Annotated in this window: 17 protein-coding genes; 8 read left to right on the top strand and 9 right to left on the bottom strand. The window is 73.9% G+C overall.

Features of this window, described 5'->3' with window-relative positions; translation table 11 throughout:
* Positions 1-88: 88 nt before the first annotated feature.
* The 4 genes from CP973_RS33410 to CP973_RS33395 all read right to left on the bottom strand — a co-directional run bounded on the left by CP973_RS33410 (position 89) and on the right by CP973_RS33395 (position 5,202).
* On the bottom strand, positions 89-511 hold the full coding sequence (locus tag CP973_RS33410; protein WP_150247538.1) for a VOC family protein: 423 nt from the start codon (positions 509-511) through the stop codon (positions 89-91).
* Between the two features lie 88 nt (positions 512-599).
* The gene (locus tag CP973_RS33405) at positions 600-1,538 is read right to left on the bottom strand and encodes a beta-ketoacyl-ACP synthase III (protein WP_150247537.1); all 939 of its coding nucleotides are present in this window, start codon (positions 1,536-1,538) and stop codon (positions 600-602) included.
* A gap of 271 nt (positions 1,539-1,809) precedes the next feature.
* Positions 1,810-4,086, bottom strand: a complete 2,277-nt coding sequence (locus tag CP973_RS33400; protein WP_150247536.1) for a heavy metal translocating P-type ATPase — start codon at positions 4,084-4,086, stop codon at positions 1,810-1,812.
* Positions 4,087-4,170: 84 nt separating this feature from the next.
* Positions 4,171-5,202 (bottom strand): helix-turn-helix transcriptional regulator, encoded by a 1,032-nt coding sequence (locus CP973_RS33395; protein ID WP_150247535.1) that lies wholly within the window; start codon positions 5,200-5,202, stop codon positions 4,171-4,173.
* Positions 5,203-5,353: 151 nt separating this feature from the next.
* Here CP973_RS33395 and CP973_RS33390 point away from each other — a divergent pair, with 151 nt between their 5' ends.
* Positions 5,354-6,871 carry an MFS transporter gene (locus CP973_RS33390; protein WP_150247534.1) on the top strand — a complete coding sequence of 506 codons (1,518 nt, stop codon included), beginning with the start codon at positions 5,354-5,356 and terminating at the stop codon, positions 6,869-6,871.
* 33 nt (positions 6,872-6,904) lie between these two features.
* Here the strand turns inward: CP973_RS33390 and CP973_RS33385 are convergent, their stop codons facing one another.
* Positions 6,905-7,489 (bottom strand): TetR/AcrR family transcriptional regulator, encoded by a 585-nt coding sequence (locus tag CP973_RS33385; protein WP_150247533.1) that lies wholly within the window; start codon positions 7,487-7,489, stop codon positions 6,905-6,907.
* A gap of 90 nt (positions 7,490-7,579) precedes the next feature.
* On the opposite strand from CP973_RS33385, the gene CP973_RS33380 reads away from it, so the two are divergent.
* Positions 7,580-8,953 (top strand): FAD-dependent monooxygenase, encoded by a 1,374-nt coding sequence (locus tag CP973_RS33380; RefSeq protein WP_150247532.1) that lies wholly within the window; start codon positions 7,580-7,582, stop codon positions 8,951-8,953.
* A gap of 120 nt (positions 8,954-9,073) precedes the next feature.
* Here the strand turns inward: CP973_RS33380 and CP973_RS33375 are convergent, their stop codons facing one another.
* The 3 genes from CP973_RS33375 to CP973_RS33365 all read right to left on the bottom strand — a co-directional run bounded on the left by CP973_RS33375 (position 9,074) and on the right by CP973_RS33365 (position 12,369).
* Entirely contained in the window at positions 9,074-10,204 is a 1,131-nt protein-coding gene (locus CP973_RS33375) for a magnesium and cobalt transport protein CorA (protein WP_150250648.1), read from the bottom strand.
* Between the two features lie 102 nt (positions 10,205-10,306).
* Positions 10,307-11,596, bottom strand: a complete 1,290-nt coding sequence (locus tag CP973_RS33370; RefSeq protein ID WP_150247531.1) for a CynX/NimT family MFS transporter — start codon at positions 11,594-11,596, stop codon at positions 10,307-10,309.
* Positions 11,597-11,637: 41 nt separating this feature from the next.
* On the bottom strand, positions 11,638-12,369 hold the full coding sequence (locus tag CP973_RS33365; RefSeq protein WP_150247530.1) for a FadR/GntR family transcriptional regulator: 732 nt from the start codon (positions 12,367-12,369) through the stop codon (positions 11,638-11,640).
* 216 nt (positions 12,370-12,585) lie between these two features.
* Between CP973_RS33365 and crcB (CP973_RS33360) the strand changes: the two genes are divergently transcribed.
* From crcB (CP973_RS33360) to CP973_RS33335, 6 genes are all read left to right on the top strand, one after another.
* A complete protein-coding gene (crcB, locus tag CP973_RS33360) occupies positions 12,586-13,107 on the top strand; it encodes a fluoride efflux transporter CrcB (protein WP_150247529.1) in 522 nt (173 codons plus the stop codon).
* Positions 13,104-13,502 (top strand): DUF190 domain-containing protein, encoded by a 399-nt coding sequence (locus CP973_RS33355; RefSeq protein WP_150247528.1) that lies wholly within the window; start codon positions 13,104-13,106, stop codon positions 13,500-13,502. The genes crcB (CP973_RS33360) and CP973_RS33355 overlap by 4 nt, the downstream gene beginning before the upstream one ends.
* A complete protein-coding gene (crcB, locus tag CP973_RS33350) occupies positions 13,499-13,873 on the top strand; it encodes a fluoride efflux transporter CrcB (RefSeq protein WP_150247527.1) in 375 nt (124 codons plus the stop codon). The genes CP973_RS33355 and crcB (CP973_RS33350) overlap by 4 nt, the downstream gene beginning before the upstream one ends.
* A 257-nt stretch (positions 13,874-14,130) precedes the next feature.
* Positions 14,131-14,490, top strand: a complete 360-nt coding sequence (locus CP973_RS33345) for an STAS domain-containing protein (protein ID WP_244410176.1) — start codon at positions 14,131-14,133, stop codon at positions 14,488-14,490.
* A gap of 118 nt (positions 14,491-14,608) precedes the next feature.
* The gene (locus tag CP973_RS33340; RefSeq protein ID WP_167538557.1) at positions 14,609-15,352 is read left to right on the top strand and encodes an ANTAR domain-containing protein; all 744 of its coding nucleotides are present in this window, start codon (positions 14,609-14,611) and stop codon (positions 15,350-15,352) included.
* A 26-nt stretch (positions 15,353-15,378) separates the two neighbouring features.
* Positions 15,379-15,924 carry a GNAT family N-acetyltransferase gene (locus tag CP973_RS33335; protein WP_150247524.1) on the top strand — a complete coding sequence of 182 codons (546 nt, stop codon included), beginning with the start codon at positions 15,379-15,381 and terminating at the stop codon, positions 15,922-15,924.
* 168 nt (positions 15,925-16,092) lie between these two features.
* Here the strand turns inward: CP973_RS33335 and snpA are convergent, their stop codons facing one another.
* Positions 16,093-16,740: a snapalysin gene (gene snpA / locus CP973_RS33330; RefSeq protein WP_150247523.1), complete on the bottom strand. Its 648-nt coding sequence runs from the start codon at positions 16,738-16,740 to the stop codon at positions 16,093-16,095.
* Positions 16,741-16,822: the final 82 nt, after the last annotated feature.

Here is a 16,822-nt window from a genome sequence, read left to right as displayed (position 1 = left end):
CGTCCGGGTGTCACGGCCGCTTCCGCCCCCGTACTCCCGCGTCTGGGTGTCACGGCCGCTTCCGCCCCCGTACTCCCACGTCCGGGTTCTACGCCCGCGCCGCGAACAGATCCACCCCGTGCCCGTCCGGGTCCCGCACCACCGCGTACCGCTGCCCCCAGTCCGCGTCCCACGGTTCCTTCTCCCCGGTGTACCCGGCGCCGACCAGCTCCGCGTAGACCTTGTCGACCTCCGCCGGGTCCGCGCACTCGAACGCCAGGCCCGTCGGGGTGCCGCCGGCCGGCGGCGTCCACCCGGGGTCGATGGAGCGCGCGGTCTCGTACGTGTCCCACATCAGGCGCAGCCCGCCGGGCAGCGTCGCCTCGGCGTGCGGGGCGGTGTCGGCCTCCGCCGGGACCGCGAGGCCGAGGCGGCGGTAGAAGGCGAGCGAGGCCGCCATGTCGGCGACGACCATGCCGATCGCCGCGAAGCGCGGTGTGGTGGTGGCGGTGGAGTGCGTTTCGTTGCTCATGCGGTGAGCGTAGGCAGCGCTCCCGGACCGGGTCTTGAAGAAATCGGACGTGGCCGGAGGGCGGCCGGGCCACGCTCCGGAAGCCCCCTCAAGGGCACCGGATCACCTGTCCCGCGTACGACAGGTTGCCGCCGAACCCGAAGAGCAGGACCGGGGCGCCGGACGGGACCTCCCGCCGTTCCACCAGCTTGGACAGGGCCAGCGGGACGGACGCGGCGGAGGTGTTGCCGGACTCCACGACATCGCGCGCGATCACCGCGTTGACCGCGCCGATACGCTCCGCCAGCGGCTCGATCAGCCGCAGGTTGGCCTGGTGCAGCACGACCCCGGCCAGGTCCTCCGGCCGGATTCCGGAGCGCTCGCACACCTGGCGGGCGATGGCCGGCAGGCGGGTGGTGGCCCAGCGGTAGACGGCCTGGCCCTGCTGGGCGAAGCGGGGCGGGCTGCCCTCGATGCGGACGGCGTCGCCCATGTCCGGGACCGAGCCCCACAGCACCGGGCCGATCTCCGGTTCCGGCGCGGCCGTGACGACCGCGGCGCCCGCCCCGTCCCCGACGAGCACGCAGGTGGAACGGTCCGTCCAGTCCACCACGTCGGTGAACTTCTCGGCCCCGACGACCAGCGCGTTGACCGCCGACCCCGCCCGTACGGCGTGGTCGGCGGTGGCCAGCGCGTGGGTGAAGCCGGCGCAGACGACGTTGATGTCCATGGCGGCGGGCGACGGCAGGCCGAGACGGGCGGCGACCCGGGCGGCGGTGTTGGGGCTGCGGTCGACGGCCGTGCAGGTGGCGACCAGGACGAGGTCGATGTCCTGGGCCGTCAGACCGCTCGCGGCCAGCGCCTTGGCCGCGGCGGCCGCGGCCATCGCGTCCACCGTCTCGTCGGGGGCCGCGACGTGCCGGGTACGGATGCCGACGCGGCTGCTGATCCACGCGTCGTCGGTGTCGACCAGCTTCGCGAGATCGTCGTTGGTGAGTACCCGGGAGGGCTGGTAGTGGCCGAGGGCCAGGACGCGTGCGCCCGTCATGGAGTCCCCTGTGCGTGTGCGGACGGTATCCGTTCAGTGTTGGGGGTGCGGCTCCTGGGAGGCGTTGCGTGATACGCCAATCTTCGGGGGCGTCTTCTGGAGGGAATGCCACGTACCGCCCGGGGCGGGCGCTTCCGGCGCCCCCGTACGGTGACGTGATTCCGCGCACGGAACCGGCGCCCCGCACAGGACGTCGGCGCCACGCACGCCACCGGCCCGGTCCCGCCAGCGATGCCCTGTCGGAACCGGGCCGGCAACCGGACGACCCCGCTCAGCCGAGCGGCTTGAAGCGGCGCAGCCGGAGGCTGTTGGCCACCACGAAGACCGAGGAGAAGGCCATCGCGGCCCCGGCGATCATGGGGTTGAGCAGGCCGGCCGCGGCCAGCGGCAGCGCGGCCACGTTGTAGCCGAAGGCCCAGAAGAGGTTGGCCTTGATGGTGCCGAGGGTGCGGCGGGCGAGGCGGATGGCGTCCGCGGCGGCGCGCAGGTCGCCCCGTACCAGCGTCAGATCGCCGGCCTCGATGGCGGCGTCCGTGCCGGTGCCCATCGCCAGCCCCAGGTCGGCCTGGGCGAGCGCCGCCGCGTCGTTGACGCCGTCGCCGACCATGGCCACCGACTTCCCCCGCGCCTGGAGGTCCTTGATCACCGAGACCTTGTCCTCGGGGAGCACCTCGGCGATCACGTGTTCCGCCGCGATGCCGACCTCGGCGGCCACCGAGCCGGCGACGGCCGCGTTGTCGCCGGTCAGCAGGACCGGGGTGAGCCCGAGGGCGCGCAGCCGGCGGATCGCCTCGGCGCTGGTGGGCTTGACCGCGTCGGCGACGACGAGCACCGCCCGCGCCTCCCCGTCCCAGGCCACGGCGACGGCGGTGTGCCCGGCGTCCTCGGCGGCGGTCTTGGCGTCGGCCAGTGCGGCGGGCAGCTCGACGGCCCAGTCCGTGAGGAGCGAGGTGCGGCCGACGAGGACGGCGTGGCCCTCGACGACGCCCTGGACACCACGGCCGGGTACGTTCGCGAAGTCCTCCGGGGTGGGCAGCTCCCCCGTGCGCTCGGCCGCCGCACCGGCGATGGCGCGGGCGATGGGGTGCTCGGAGGAGTGCTCCAGGGCGCCGGCCAGGCGCAGCGCGTCCGCCTCGGGCACGCCGTCGGCGAGGTGGACGGCGGTGAGCGTCATCGCGCCGGTGGTGACGGTGCCGGTCTTGTCCAGGACGACGGTGTCCACGCGGCGGGTGGTCTCCAGGACCTCCGGCCCCTTGATCAGGATGCCCAGCTGGGCGCCGCGGCCGGTGCCGACCATGAGCGCGGTCGGGGTGGCCAGGCCCAGCGCGCAGGGGCAGGCGATGATCAGTACGGCGACGGCGGCGGTGAACGCGGCGACCGCGCCCTCGCCCGTGGCGAGCCAGTAGCCCAGGGTCCCGAGGGCCAGTGCGATGACGACCGGGACGAAGACCGCGGAGATCCGGTCGGCCAGGCGCTGGGCGGCGGCCTTGCCGTTCTGCGCGTCCTCGACCAGCCGCGCCATCCGGGCCAGCTGGGTGTCCGCGCCGACCCGGGTCGCCTCGACGACGATCCGGCCGCCCGCGTTGACGGTGGCGCCGGTGACCTGGTCGCCGGGGGCGACCTCGACGGGCACCGACTCGCCGGTGAGCATCGAGGCGTCCACGGCGGAGGAGCCGTCCACGACCGCGCCGTCGGTGGCGATCTTCTCTCCTGGGCGGACCACGAAGCGGTCGCCCACGGCCAGCTCGCCGACCGGCACGCGGACCTCGCGCCCGTCCCGCAGCACCGCGACGTCCTTGGCGCCCAGCTCCAGCAGCGCCCTCAGCGCGGCCCCGGCCCGGCGCTTGGAGCGGGCCTCGAAGTAGCGCCCGGCCAGGATGAAGGCGGTGACGCCGGCCGCGGCCTCCAGGTAGATGTTGCTGCCGCCGTCGCCGCGCTCGATGGTCAGCTCGAACGGGTGGGTCATGCCGGGCATCCCGGCGTGCCCGAAGAACAGGGCCCACAGCGACCAGCCGAGCGCGGCGAGGGTGCCCAGCGAGACCAGGGTGTCCATGGTGGCCGTACCGTGCCGCAGGTTGGTCCAGGCGGCCTTGTGGAACGGCCAGGCGCCGTACGCCACGACCGGCGCCGCCAGCGTCAGCGAAAGCCACTGCCAGTTGGTGAACTGGAGCGCCGGGACCATCGCCATCAGGATCACCGGTACGGCCAGGACCACGGAGACGGTCAGCCGCTGCCGCAGCGGGGCGAGGGGGTCGGTGTCCGGTTCCGGCGCCGGGGCCGCGCCGGGTTCGGGTGGCGGCGGGGCGGGGGCCGGGGGTTCCGGTACGGCGGCCGTGTAGCCGGTCTTCTCGACGGTGGCGATCAGGTCCGCGACGCCGACGCCGGCGCCTTCCTCGTAGGTGACCTTCGCCTTCTCCGTCGCGTAGTTGACGGTGGCGGTGACGCCGTCCATCCGGTTGAGCTTCTTCTCGATGCGGGCGGCGCAGGAGGCGCAGGTCATGCCGCCGATCTCCAGCTCGATGCGGTGTCCGTCGACGGTGGTGGTCATGGCTGCTCCTTCGGGGGCGGGGGTGACGGCGGGGTGCCGCTGTCGTCCACTGTCCCGACTGTATACCCCTAGGGGGTATGTGCGCTACCCCTCCCCGGTATCGGCGGACGTCGTCGCGCCCTCCCCCTCGGCCACTCGCGGCACCCTCCCGCCCTCCTCCCCGGCCGCCCGCAGCACCCGGCCGCCCAGCTGCCGCAGATACGCCACCAGCTCCGCCGGTTCGTGCACCGCGAACTCGTGGCCCAGCATCGCCAGCCGGTACGCCGTCCACTCCAGGGGATCGGGCCGGGTGCGCAGGCGGCAGGAGCCCTCGTCGAGCGGCTCCACCTCGGCCGCCGCGTTTCCCATCCGGGCGGCGACCTCGGCGGCGGGCGCGTACACCGTGGCCACCGCGGCGACCCCGCCCGCCGCGAGGCTCCGCAGCTGCCCCCGCACGTACGCGGCGGCGTCCTCGGCGGGCAGGGCGCGCGGCGGTGTCCGTACCCCGGTGGGGTACGGGTCGGACAGCCGGTCGACCCGGAAGATCCGCCAGTCCTCGCGCTCGTTGTCGTACGCGACCAGGTACCAGCGGCGCCCGGCCGAGACCAGCCGGTGCGGCTCGACCAGGCGCTTGGAGCGGGCGCCGTCGCCGGCCCGGTAGGAGAACCGCACCCGTTCCTGGTTGGTGATCGCCGCGGCCAGGGCGGTCAGATGGGCCGGATCGACGGTCGGGCCGTCCCCGGAGGGCATCGGCACGGTGGCGGTGCCGAGCGTGCCCACCCGCCGCCGCAGCCGGGACGGCAGCACCTGCTCCAGTTTGGCGAGGGCGCGGACGGACGCCTCCTCGATGCCGTCGACGGTGTGCCCGGCCGCCGACCGCAGGCCGACGGCGATGGCCACCGCCTCCTCGTCGTCCAGCAGTAGCGGGGGCAGCGCGGTGCCCGCGGCGAGCCGGTAGCCGCCCTCCGCGCCCATCGTGGCGTGCACCGGATAGCCGAGCTCGCGCAGCCGCTCGATGTCGCGGCGGATGGTGCGGGTGGTGACCCGGAGGCGGCCGGCGAGTTCGCTGCCGGGCCATTCGCGGGGCGTCTGGAGCAGGGACAGCAGATTCAGCAGACGGGCCGAGGTTTCGCTCATGCTGTGCATGATGGCCGACGAAGTAGGACCGGGTCTGTCCTAGACCGTCTCTAGAGTCGGGGACGAAGCAGCCGCGGCGCCCGCCGCGCCTGCCGTCCGCCGCCCGAGCCGCGGACCCTTCGCACACCCCCGGACCTCAGGAGACAGCGCCATGCCCACCCCGCCCACGACCGCCCCCGGCACGGCCGGCCGCAGACGGTGGATCGCGCTGGCCGTCGTGCTGACCGCCGCCTTCATGGACCTGGTGGACGCGACCATCGTCAACATCGCCATTCCCAGCATCCAGCGGGACACCGGCGCGTCGTTCGGCGCGATCCAGTGGATCACCGCGGGCTACGCGCTCGCCTTCGCCGTCGGCCTGATCACCGGCGGCCGGCTCGGCGACATCCACGGCCGCCGCCGGCTCTTCCTGCTCGGCATGGGCGGCTTCACCGCCGCCTCCGCGCTGTGCGGGCTCGCCGCCGACCCGCACCTGCTGATCGCGGCCCGGGTCCTCCAGGGCGCGATGGCCGCGCTGATGGTGCCGCAGGTGCTGGCGATCATCCACGTCACCTTTCCCCCGCACGAGCGCGGCAAGGTCTTCGGCATGTTCGGCGCCGTCGTCGGCCTGGGCGCGGTGTGCGGCCCGCTGATCGGCGCGCTGCTGACGCAGTGGGACCTCCTCGGCCTCCAGTGGCGGCCGATCTTCCTGATCAACCTGCCGGTCGGCATCGCCGGCATCCTGCTCGGCCGCCGCTTCATCGCCGAGTCCCGCGCCCCCGAGGCGCTGCGCCTGGACCTCGTCGGCATGCTCCTGGCCGCGCTCGCCCTCCTGATGGTCCTCTATCCGCTCACCCAGGGCCGCGAACTGGGCTGGCCCCTCTGGGGGTTCGTGTCGATGGCCGCGAGCCCGCTCGTCTTCGCGGTCTTCGTACGGTACGAGCGTGCCAAGGCCCGCAAGGACGGCTCGCCGCTCGTCGAACTCTCCCTGTTCAGGCTGCGTACGTTCGCCGCGGGCACCGGCGTCCAGCTCACCTTCGGCGCGCTGTCCGGCCTCTTCTTCCTGGTCTGGACGCTGTGCATGCAGCTCGGCCTGGGCTGGGGGCCGCTGCACGCCGGGCTGACCGGAATCCCGTTCTCGCTCGCCTGCTCGGCGGCGGCCGGCGTCTCCGTACAGCGGCTGGTGCCGCGCTTCGGGCGCAAGGTGCTGCAGGCCGGCGCGCTGATCATGCTGGCCGGTGTGCTGCTCTACATCGCGGAGGCCGGGCGGTACGGCACCCAGCTGACGTCCTGGCAGCTGGTGCCCGCGATGCTGCTGATGGGCGGCGGCATGGGGCTGATCGTCGCCCCGATCACCGACGTCGCGATCTCCGAGGTGCCGGCCGAGCACTCCGGATCGGCGTCCGGCATCTTCAACACCACCGGCCAGCTGGGCATGGCGCTCGGCCTCGGACTGTCCTCGGTGGCCTTCTTCGGCGTCCTCGACGGCGCGGCCGGCCGGGACCCGCGGGCGGCGGTCGTCGATGCCACGGTCACCTCGCTGTGGTGGGTGGCGGCCGGGCTGGCGGTCATCTTCCTGCTGCTGTTCCTGCTGCCGGGGAAGGCCCGTACGGGCGGGGGAGCGGACCGGCCGACGGTACCCGCGGACGAGCGCCCGGCCCCGGATGCGGACCGGGTCCTGGTGCACTGACCAGCGCGGCAACGGCTGCCCGCCGCGGTGCCGCTACGCCCGCGGCGGGTAGTCCGTACCGTTCAGCGCGCGGTAGATGAACCGGGTGGCCACCTCGACGGCCTCTTCCTCGGGCAGCTCGGGCAGCAGCTGCGCGGGGGCGTCCATCATCGTGCTCATCAGCGTCAGCGTGGTCTCGACGGACGCCGGCAGATTCTTCACGTATGCCAAGTGGCCGGCCAGGTCTTCCAGCTGTGTGCGCCGGAACTGTTCGAGAGTGCGCGCGAAGTCCTCGCTGACCAGCGCCGCCTGGCGCAGCGCGAGCATGGTCGGCGCGTGGTCCCGGTGCACGCGCCAGTAGGCGGCCACGTGGTAGCGGATCGCGTCCGGGTCGGTGAAGTCGGACTTGTGCTCGGCGGTGACCGCGTAGCGGTCGCTCTCCGTGGCCAGCTCGTCCAGCAGCGCCTTGAGCAGCTCTTCCTTGCCCGCGAAGTGGTTGTAGAAGGAGCCGGCGGCCCGCCCGGCCTCGGCCGTGATGTCGGTGACCTTCGTGTTCAGGTAGCCGCGGGCCGCGAACAGGCGCTTGGCCGCCTCGATCAGCGCCGCCCTGGTCTCGCTCGCCTGCTCCGCGCGCTTCACGTGTCCTCCCGCTTCCTTGACAGCGCACGCTAGCAGCCCGCACGATGAATCCAAGTTCAGTGAATCGGATTTCACCGAGAGGGGTTCGTCATGCGGGTACTCGTCGTGGGCGGGGGACCGACCGGACTGACGCTGGGGATCGAGCTGGCCCGGCGCGGCGTCGGGGTACGGGTGGCCGACAAGGCGACCGCGTACTTCGACGGCTCGCGCGGCGACGGCCTCCAGCCGCGCACGCTGGAGGTCTTCGACGACCTCGGCGTGCTGGACGCCGTCCGCGCGGCCGGGGCGCCGCCGGCACCGCTGCGCCTGCACCTCGACGGCCGGTTCGCCGGCGAGCACTGGATGGCCGAGCCGCGCGACCCCCGCCCGGACGTCCCGTACCCGAACGGCTGGGTGCTGGGCCAGTCGCAGACCGAGGGCATCCTGCGGGACCGGCTGGCCGAGTTCGGCGTACGCGTCGAGCTGGGCACCGAGCTGACCGGGCTCATGCAGGACGCGGACGGGGTGACCGCGCGGTTCGCCACCGGTGCGGAGGACCGGTTCGACTACCTGGTGGGGGCGGACGGCGGCGCCAGCTTCGTGCGCAAGGCGATCGGCGTGGCCTTCCCCGGCGTCACCGACGAGTCCTTCCGGGTGCTGGTCGGCGATGTGACCGCACCGGGCCTCGACCTCACGGTCGGCCACTGGTTCGCCGCGGCGGACGAACCGATGAAGGGCGTCGCGCTGACCCCGCTGCCGGGCACCGGGCGCTTCCAGCTGATCACGCCGCTCGGGGACGGCGACGACGCCTCACTGGAGACGATGCAGGCCGCGCTGGACCGGTTCGCGCCCGGGGTGCGCCTGACCGGGCACGGCTGGTCGACGGTGTGGCGGCCGAACGTGCGGCTCGCCGAGCGGTACCGGGTGGGGCGGGTCTTCCTGGCCGGCGACGCCGCGCACGTCCACCCGCCGACCGGCGGCCAGGGGCTGAACACGGGCGTGCAGGACGCGTACAACCTCGGCTGGAAGCTGGCCGCGGAGACCGCGCTCGACAGTTACGAGACCGAGCGGCGGGCGGTCGCGGAGCGCGTGCTCGGCGTGAGCACCGGCCTGCTGGACAAGTACGTGGCGGGCGACGCGGACGCGCACAAGCGCGGCGAGGAGGGCTTCGGCCTCGACATCACCTACCGCGCCCCGGACGCCACCGGCCCCCTCGTCACCGGCGACCGCGCCCCGGACGCCCCGCTGCTCGACGCGGACGGCAAGGGCGTCCGCCTCTTCGACCTCTTCCGCGGCCCGCACTTCACCCGGCTGGTCTTCGGGGCGCCCGCCCCGGACGAGGAGCACGCGTACGCCGTGCTGCGCCCCGGCGAGGTGCCCGGCCACGGGCGGTACGTCACCGACGCCGAGGGCCACGCCTTCACGGCCTACGCGGCGGCGCCGGGCGACACCTTCCTGATCCGCCCGGACGGCTACCTGGGCTAGCGGCCGGGGCACGGGGCCCAGGGGTCGGGGTCCGGGGCTTGGGGTCCGGGGTCCGGGCCCCGGTGAACTGGGGGCGCAACCGGGGGCGCGGTGAACCGGTGGCGCGGTGGCCCGGGGGCCCTACAGCCACCCGTTGCGCTTGAAGCCCCGGTGGATGAGGAAGCAGAGGGTGAGCGTCACGGCCATGATCAGCGGATAGCCGAACGTCCAGTGCTTCTCCGGCATGTGCTCGAAGTTCATGCCGTAGATCCCGCACACCATGGTCGGCACGGCGAGGATCGCCACCCAGGCGCTGATCCGGCGCATGTCCTCGTTCTGCGCCACGGTCACCTGCGCGAGGTGCGCCTGGAGTATGGAGTTGAGCAGTTCGTCGAAGGCCGTGATCTGCTCGGTCACCCGCTCCAGGTGGTCCGACACGTCCCGGAAGTACGTGGTGATGTGCGGATCCACCAGCGCCATCGGCCGGGTGGCCAGCGCGTGCAGCGGGCCGCCCAGCGGCGCCACCGCCCGCTTCAGCTCCAGCAGCTCGCGCTTGAGCTGGTAGATCCGGCCCGCGCCGGTGCCGGCGCCCTTGGTGCCGCCGCCCCGTTCCCCGCTCTTCGTACGGCGCGGACTCTCGGCGAAGACCTCGCTCTCGACGTCGTCGATGTCGTCCTGCACGGCGGCGGCGACGTCCAGATAGTCGTCCACCACCAGGTCGGCGATGGCGTGCAGCACCGCCGACGGGCCGACGGCCAGCTGCTCCGGGTCGGACTCCAGCTGCTCGCGCAGCGGGCCGAGCGAGCCGTGGCCGCCGTGCCGGACCGTGACGACGAAGTCGGCGCCGGTGAAGACCATGATCTCGCCGGTGTCGACCACCTCGCTGGTCTCGGTCAGCCGGTCGTGCTCCACGTAGCGGACCGTCTTGAACACCGTGAACAGCGAGCTGTCGTAGCGCTCCAGCTTCGGCCGCTGGTGGGCGTGCACCGCGTCCTCGACGGCGAGCGGGTGCAGCCCGAACAGCTCGGCGATGCCGGCGAACTCCGCCTCCGACGGCTCGTGCAGACCGATCCACACGAAGCCGTTCCCCGACTCACGGACCCGGCGGACCGCGTCCTCGGCCGGGTGGTCGCCGGGCTGGCGCACGCCCTTCTCGTAGACCGCGCAGTTCACCACGGCGGTGCCCAGCGGCGAGCGCGCCGGGTGGCTGAGGTCGACACCGCGGCGCCGTTGCTGCGGCAGCCGGACCGCTTTACGGAGGTTGCTGATCACCGACACGGCACCCAGTATGGCCCGCCCGCCCGGCCGAACGGGAGGCGCGGCGAACCCGCGCGCTCCCTCCCGTACGGACACGGATCCGGCGGTGTACGGGCCTCAGCGGCCCGCGACGTGCCGGGGCCGGGCCGCGCCCAGCCCCATCGCCACCTGCGGGACCAGCAGGGCCAGCAGCACGATCACGGGCACCGTCCAGCCGCCCGAGGCGTCGTGCACGGCGCCCAGCACCGCGGGCCCGGTGGCCGCGAGGATGTAGCCGAAGCACTGGGCCATGCTGGACAGCTGCGCGGTGTGCCGGATGTCCGGCGCGCGCTGCACGATGAACAGCAGGGCCAGGCTGATGGCCGCGCCCTGCCCCAGGCCCAGCAGCGTCATCCACACGTACGCGCCGCCGGCCGGCGCGGCCAGCATCCCGGCGAACCCGGCCGCGCACAGCACCGCGCCGAGCGTGGCCAGCGCGCCCGCCGGCAGCCGCCGCCCGACGATCACCGGCGCCAGGAACGAGCCCGCGATGCCCAGCAGCGAGGAGAACGACAGCATCCAGCCCGCGTCGCCCGAGCTCATCCCGGCGTCGGTGAGCATGGTCGGCAGCCAGGCCGCCGCCGCGTAGTAGCTGAGCGACTGCAATCCCATGTAGGCGGTGACCTGCCAGGCCAGCGGGGAGCGCCACAGGCCGCGCACCGGGTGGGCGGCCTCGCGGGCGGTGGCCGCGGCGGTACGCGTACGGCTGCGGGTCTGCGGCAGCCACACCACCAGCGCGACGACCGCCAGCGCGCCCCAGCACGCGAGCGTGGCCTGCCAGCTCAGCCCGGCCGCGCGCTGCACCGGCACGGTGACCCCGGCGGCCAGTGCCGCGCCGCCGAACAGCGACATGGAGTACAGCCCGGTCATCAGCCCGGACCGGGCCGCGAAGTCGCGCTTGATCAGGCCGGGCAGCAGCACGTTGGCGACGGCTATGCCCGCGCCGATGACGATCGTCCCGGCGAACAGCGCGGCCACCGAGTCCACCAGCCGCAGCGCGGTGCCCGCGCAGATCAGCGCCATGGTGCCGAGCAGCGAGCGCTCCATGCCGAAGCGGCGGCCGAGCCGCGGCGCGACCGGGGCCAGCAGGCCGAAGCAGAGCAGCGGCAGCGCGGTCAGCAGACTGGTGGCCGCGGCGGACATCCCGCTCTCGTCGCGGATGGTGTTCGCCAGCGGCGACACGGCGACCAGGGCGGGGCGCAGGTTGAGCGCGAGGAGGATGACGCCGGCGCCCAAGTAGAGGGCGCGGCGTCCGGCGGCGCCCGGCGGCGGGGCGTGCGGGGCGGTCTCGCCGGCGGGCACGTCCGGCCGCGCGGCGCCGCCGGTGCCGGGCGCGCTCAGTGTGGCGGCCGGTCCGTCGTCATGCATGGTCTTCTTCTTCCTGGGCTTGGTTCACGTGCCGGCCCGCTTCACGCGCCGGGGGCGTCCGCCGCCGGTCCGCCGTCCTCGGGCCGCGCCTCGCGCAGCGCGTCCATGGCCTCCGTCAGGTGCTCCAGCGCCGCACGTTCGGCGGCGTCCGGGTCCCGGGCCTCGATCGCGTCGACGATGGCGGTGTGCGCGTCGAACTGGTGGCGTACGGAATCGGGCAGCGGCCGGCGGATGACGGCCTGGAGGGTGCCGCGCAGCGCGTCGCTGAGGTGCTCGTACAGCTCCGCGAGCACGCTGTTGTGCGCGGCCGCCGCGACGGTCCGGTGGAAGCGCACGTCCGCGTCGATGAACGCGCCGATGTCGCTGTTCGACCAGGCCCGGTCCCGCTCGGCGAGCGCCGACCGCAGGGCGGCCAGGTCCTCGCCGGTGCGGCGCTGGGCCGCGTAGCGGGCCGCGTCGCGCTCCAGCGAGGCACGCACCTCGTACGCCTCCAGGTCCGCGGCCCGGCGCAGCCTGCGCTGCACCGCCGCCCCGAAGTCGCTGCTGGCCCGTACGTACGTGCCGTCGCCCTGGCGCGGCTCCAGCATCCCGGTGTGCACCAGGGCGCGCACCGCCTCGCGGACCGTGTTGCGGCCCACGTCCAGCGTCTCGACCAGGACCGGCTCGGCCGGGATCTTCTCGCCGACCGCCCACTCGCCCTCGGCGATCAGGCGTTCCATCTGCTCGATGACCAGGCCCACCAGGCTGGTGCGGGCGGTGCTGCGCAGCGGCATGGACGCCATCCTCCCTCTCGATTCCACCGGTGATGGGAACATCCCATGTTTGGCGGTGTCAAACGGCCGGGGTTAACCTGAGGGCGCCGGTGATCGACCGATCACCGCCCGGCGGTGGGGCCCGCCGGACCCGAACCGCGGTCGCCGGAGACCGCCAACGGTCCCTGCTTGCAGAGCGGAACGCAGCCACGCACGCACCGCGCGAGTAGGAGACGCATGAGCACCGGAGCCCCCCGCCCCCTGACGGCCGACGCCACGTCCGCCCCGGCCGTACCGCACACCACCGCACCGCCCCGGGAACGCCCGCGCCCCGGACCGCCCTGGCGGGGCCAGTGGCCGGTCATCGGCGCCGTCGCGCTCGGCGGCGGCACCGGCGCGGCCGCCCGCTACGGCGCCGGCCTCCTGTGGCCCACCGCCCCCGGCACCTTCCCCGCGGCCACGCTGCTGATCAACATCGTCGGCTGCGCCCTGATGGGCGTCCTGATGGCCGTGATCACCGAACGGGGCACTCCGCACCACCTGCTGCGCCCGTTCCTCGGCACCGGCGTCCTCGGCGGCTTCACCACCTTCTCCACGTACGCCGTGGACATCGAACACCTGCTGACCACCGGCCGTCCGGCCCTCGCCCTGGCCTACCTCGCGGCCACCCTGCTCGGCGCGCTGGCGGCGGCCTGGGCCGCGCTGGCGGGTACGCGGTACGTACTGACCCGGCACGGACGAGAGGGGCGGACGGCATGAGCGGGCTTACCGGCGCTGCGCTGCGCCTGACCGTCTACCTGGGCGAGTGCGACACCTGGCACCACAAGCCGCTGTACGCCGAGATCGTGCACCGCGCCCGCGCCGCGGGTCTCGCGGGCGCCAGTGTCTTCCGCGGCACCGAGGGCTTCGGCGCCTCCGCCGTCGTGCACACCCAGCGCCTGCTCTCGCTCAGCGAGGACCTGCCCGTGGCGGTGGTCGTCGTGGACACCGAAGAGCGGGTACGCGGTTTCCTGCCGCAGCTGGACGAACTGGTCACCGGGGGCCTGGTGACCCTCGAACCCTGCGAGGTGATCCGGTACGGGGGCCGGTCCGGCGAGGACGGGGGCACGGGCGCGGACGGCGACGGCCCGGCGGACGGGGGAAGCGCGCGGTGAACTGGCTCCTCGTCGTGGTCGGCGCGATGGCCGGCGCGCCGCTGCGGTTCCTGGCCGACCGCTTCGTACAGGCCCGGCACGACACGGTGTTCCCCTGGGGCACGTTCGCGGTCAACGTCGTCGGCTCGCTGGTGCTGGGCCTGGTCACCGGCGCGGTGGCGGCGGGCGCCGGATCCTCGCGGCTGCTCCTGCTGGCCGGCACCGGCCTGTGCGGCGCGCTGACGACGTACTCGACCTTCTCGTACGAGACGCTCCGGCTGGCCGCCGACGGCGCGCGGTGGCCGGCCGCGGCCAACGCGGTGGCGAGCGTGGCCGCCGCCCTCGGCGCGGTGTTCGCCGGTGTGGGACTCGCCCACCTGCTCTGGGGCTGAGGGGCACCGGCGGGACCGGGCGCGCCGGGTGGGCTCGTCCGTGCGACGCCACACCCGCACGGGTGAACGAATGGGGCCGAGTTTCGAACGGAACCTTTCTTCACCGCCGTCCGACGCCGGGCCGGAATACGCTGGTGGCGCGGTGCCCCGGACCCCGGTTCGCACGAATACGAGTCAGTACGTGCACGTTCGACGTCAGGGGCGGGATCGCTATGGACCTCCACCGTATGGACCTTCACCGCATGGACCTTCACCGCATGGACCTTCACCGCCGGACCGGCGTGAGCAAGATCGAAGTAGTGCGGCCCGAAGGGGAGCTGGACGTCATGACGGCGCCGCGCTTCCGTGACCTGCTGCGCCAGGGCCACCGCCGCTCCACCGGCGCGCCCCGGCTGATCGTCGACCTCGGCGCGGTGACCTTCATGGACTGCGCCGCACTGCGGGAGCTGTGCGACGCGCAGGCCTGGGCCGTGGAACAGGGCGGCTGGCTCCGCGTCGTACACGCCCAGCGCGGCATCGCCACCCTGTTCACCGCCACCCGGCTGACCGGCCGGTTCCCCCGCTACGCCACCGTGCGGGACGCGCGCTGCGACCAGATGGCGAACTGCTCCCCGTGAACCGTGCGTTGCCGCGGGTCTCCCCGTGAATGGTTTGCCCGGGGCATAGTAGCCATGCGACCGCGACCCGAAGACGAGGACGGGCACCGTCGGCCGACGAGGGAGAGGGATGGTTTGCATGGCCCGGGAAGAGTGCCTGGCAACGGCTCGGGCGGACCAGCCGGGGGGAGCCGTCGGCGACGTGGACACCGCCGGCCTGCTGCGCCGGCTCTCCGCCCACTGCGCCGACCTGGTCGGCGCCGACGCGGCCGCCGTGCTCCTCGCCGACGCCGAGGACCGACTGCACGTGATGGCGGCCTCCGCCGACACCGCCCGCCTGCTGGAGCAGGCCGGACCGGTCGACATCCGGTCCCCGTACGCGGACTGCCACCGCAGCGGCGTGGCCGAGACCGACATCGCCCTGACCGACCCGCGCACCGCCGCACGGTGGCCGCGGTTCACCGCCCTCGCACGCGAGCACGGCTACCTGACGGCACACGTCGTACCGATGCGGCTGCGCTCCCGGGCCGTCGGCGTCGTCGTCCTCTTCTGCGCCGGGACCGCGCCCCTCGGCGAGCGGGGCGGGGCGTTCGCCCGGTCGCTGGCCGACCTGCTGACCGTCACCGTCATACAGCAGCGCGGTCTGGAGCGCGGCCACATCGAGCGCACGCAGTTGCGGAACGCGCTCAGCTCCCGCATCGTCATCGAACAGGCCAAGGGCATCCTCGCCGAACGCTGGGGGACGAGTGTGGACGAGGCGTTCGAAAACCTCCGGTCCTACGCGCGCGCCCACCGCCGCCGACTGCCCGACCTGGCCCGCCAGGTCGTCGACGGCACGCTCGACAGCGGCCTCGTGGAGGAGTACTTCCTCAACCGAAGGTGATTTCTGGGACCTTGTGGGAGGGCCGGATGGCAGAAGTCTTCTTGCGGCGCCTGACCCGGTGGCAGGCCGAGGCACAGCGCGAGGCCGTCGCCGACCTGTACGTCGAGGCGTACCGCGAACCCTCGGGCGAGGAGTTCCGCGAACGGGGGGCCTTTCTGCAGCGGTTCGCCGAGCACGTCCAGCGCCCCGGCTTCGAGATGGTGATCGCCAGCGACCCGGCGCTGGTCGGCTGCGCCTACGGCTTCCCCGCCGAGCGGGACGGCCGGCTGTGGCAGGGATTCAACGGCCAGGTCCCCCGCGACGTGGAGGAACTGACGGCCTCCGGTCGGGTGTTCGTCGTCGCCGAACTGATGGTGCTGCCCACCCACCGGCGCGGCCATGTCGCCACCCGGCTCCAGGAGACCCTGCTGATCCGGAGCACCGCCGTCATGGCCGTCACCCTGGTCGACATGACCAACGTGGCGGCGCGCTCCACGGTACGGGCCTGGGGATGGCAGCCGGCCGGCCGGCTGCGCCGCTCCGACGACGGCGACCCCGTACTGGAGGCGTGGAGCCGCGAGCTGGCGCACTGAGGCACGGGCGCAACGGCGCGAAGTGTGCGGAACGCCTACGCGCACGGCAGGGCTCCGGTGAACCCGCCGCGCGCGTAGGCGCTGTCGGACCGTGGTGCTCGCGCACCGTAGATTTCCGGGTCCGTGGCGCTGGCACGCCTTACCGGACCTGCCGGGGGACGACGCCGGTCAGAACCGTACGCCCTTGAGGCCGTTGGCCCAGAGCTGGTCCACCTTGGCCCGCTCGGTCCGGTCCGGCTGGGCGTTCGTGCAGGACGGGCCGGGGCCGCCGCCGGACATCAGCTCGCTGCACGGACCCTCGTAGTGGTCCGGCAGGCCCAGCACGTGGCCGGTCTCGTGGGTGGTCACGCGGACCGAGTCGTACTCCTGGTTCTGCTGGTAGTCCAGGAAGACGAAGCCCTTGCCGTGGCCGTCGGTGCTGGCGTACGAGCCGCGGGCGTCGTTGCCCTCGCGGTACTGGAAGTCGCCGCCGCTGCCTTCCTGGAGCTTGACGTTCTGCACCGCGCCGTTCCAGATCTGGGCGCTCTTGGCTATCTGGCTCTTGAACGTCGGCGCCGCGCTCGCGTCATAGGTGACGGTGACGGTCTTCAGGCCCGGGTGCGCGGCCCGCTTGGCCTTGACCGACTTCATGACCGCCTGGAAGAACGCCTTCGTGTCGGCCTTCTCGGCGGCCGAGCCGACGTAGGCGGCGGCCGTGACCCGGTGGGCCTGGGGAGCGGCGGACACGGAGGCCGCCGTCGCGGGGGCCGCGGCGGCCAGGGTGGCGGCGAGCCCGAGGCCGAGCGCTGCCGACAGGGCCGTCCTGGGAGATCTCATGGTGGGGGGACTCCTTATCGTCCGTGGGGCCGTACGGTCGCCGTGTGGGGCGGCGGCCGGGGCCCTGCGGATGAACTCGTGG

The sequence above is a fragment of the Streptomyces albofaciens JCM 4342 genome (assembly GCF_008634025.1).
GTDB lineage: Bacteria > Actinomycetota > Actinomycetes > Streptomycetales > Streptomycetaceae > Streptomyces > Streptomyces albofaciens.
The sequence above is the reverse complement of the archived record's forward strand: the minus strand, read 5'-3'. Positions and strand labels throughout refer to the sequence as shown.

Excerpts from the sequence above, each read along its gene's own strand:
- CP973_RS33380 (WP_150247532.1), top strand. The coding sequence starts at position 7,580 with ATGCGGGTACTCGTCGTGGGCGGGGGACCGACCGGACTGACGCTGGGG.
- CP973_RS33340 (WP_167538557.1), top strand. The coding sequence starts at position 14,609 with ATGGCCCGGGAAGAGTGCCTGGCAACGGCTCGGGCGGACCAGCCGGGG.
- CP973_RS33370 (WP_150247531.1), bottom strand. The coding sequence starts at position 11,596 with ATGCATGACGACGGACCGGCCGCCACACTGAGCGCGCCCGGCACCGGC.
- CP973_RS33335 (WP_150247524.1), top strand. The coding sequence starts at position 15,379 with ATGGCAGAAGTCTTCTTGCGGCGCCTGACCCGGTGGCAGGCCGAGGCA.
- CP973_RS33410 (WP_150247538.1), bottom strand. The coding sequence starts at position 511 with ATGAGCAACGAAACGCACTCCACCGCCACCACCACACCGCGCTTCGCG.
- CP973_RS33405 (WP_150247537.1), bottom strand. The coding sequence starts at position 1,538 with ATGACGGGCGCACGCGTCCTGGCCCTCGGCCACTACCAGCCCTCCCGG.
- CP973_RS33390 (WP_150247534.1), top strand. The coding sequence starts at position 5,354 with ATGCCCACCCCGCCCACGACCGCCCCCGGCACGGCCGGCCGCAGACGG.
- snpA (WP_150247523.1), bottom strand. The coding sequence starts at position 16,740 with ATGAGATCTCCCAGGACGGCCCTGTCGGCAGCGCTCGGCCTCGGGCTC.
- CP973_RS33400 (WP_150247536.1), bottom strand. The coding sequence starts at position 4,086 with ATGACCACCACCGTCGACGGACACCGCATCGAGCTGGAGATCGGCGGC.
- CP973_RS33345 (WP_244410176.1), top strand. The coding sequence starts at position 14,131 with ATGGACCTTCACCGCCGGACCGGCGTGAGCAAGATCGAAGTAGTGCGG.
- CP973_RS33395 (WP_150247535.1), bottom strand. The coding sequence starts at position 5,202 with ATGAGCGAAACCTCGGCCCGTCTGCTGAATCTGCTGTCCCTGCTCCAG.
- CP973_RS33365 (WP_150247530.1), bottom strand. The coding sequence starts at position 12,369 with ATGCCGCTGCGCAGCACCGCCCGCACCAGCCTGGTGGGCCTGGTCATC.
- CP973_RS33355 (WP_150247528.1), top strand. The coding sequence starts at position 13,104 with ATGAGCGGGCTTACCGGCGCTGCGCTGCGCCTGACCGTCTACCTGGGC.
- crcB (WP_150247529.1), top strand. The coding sequence starts at position 12,586 with ATGAGCACCGGAGCCCCCCGCCCCCTGACGGCCGACGCCACGTCCGCC.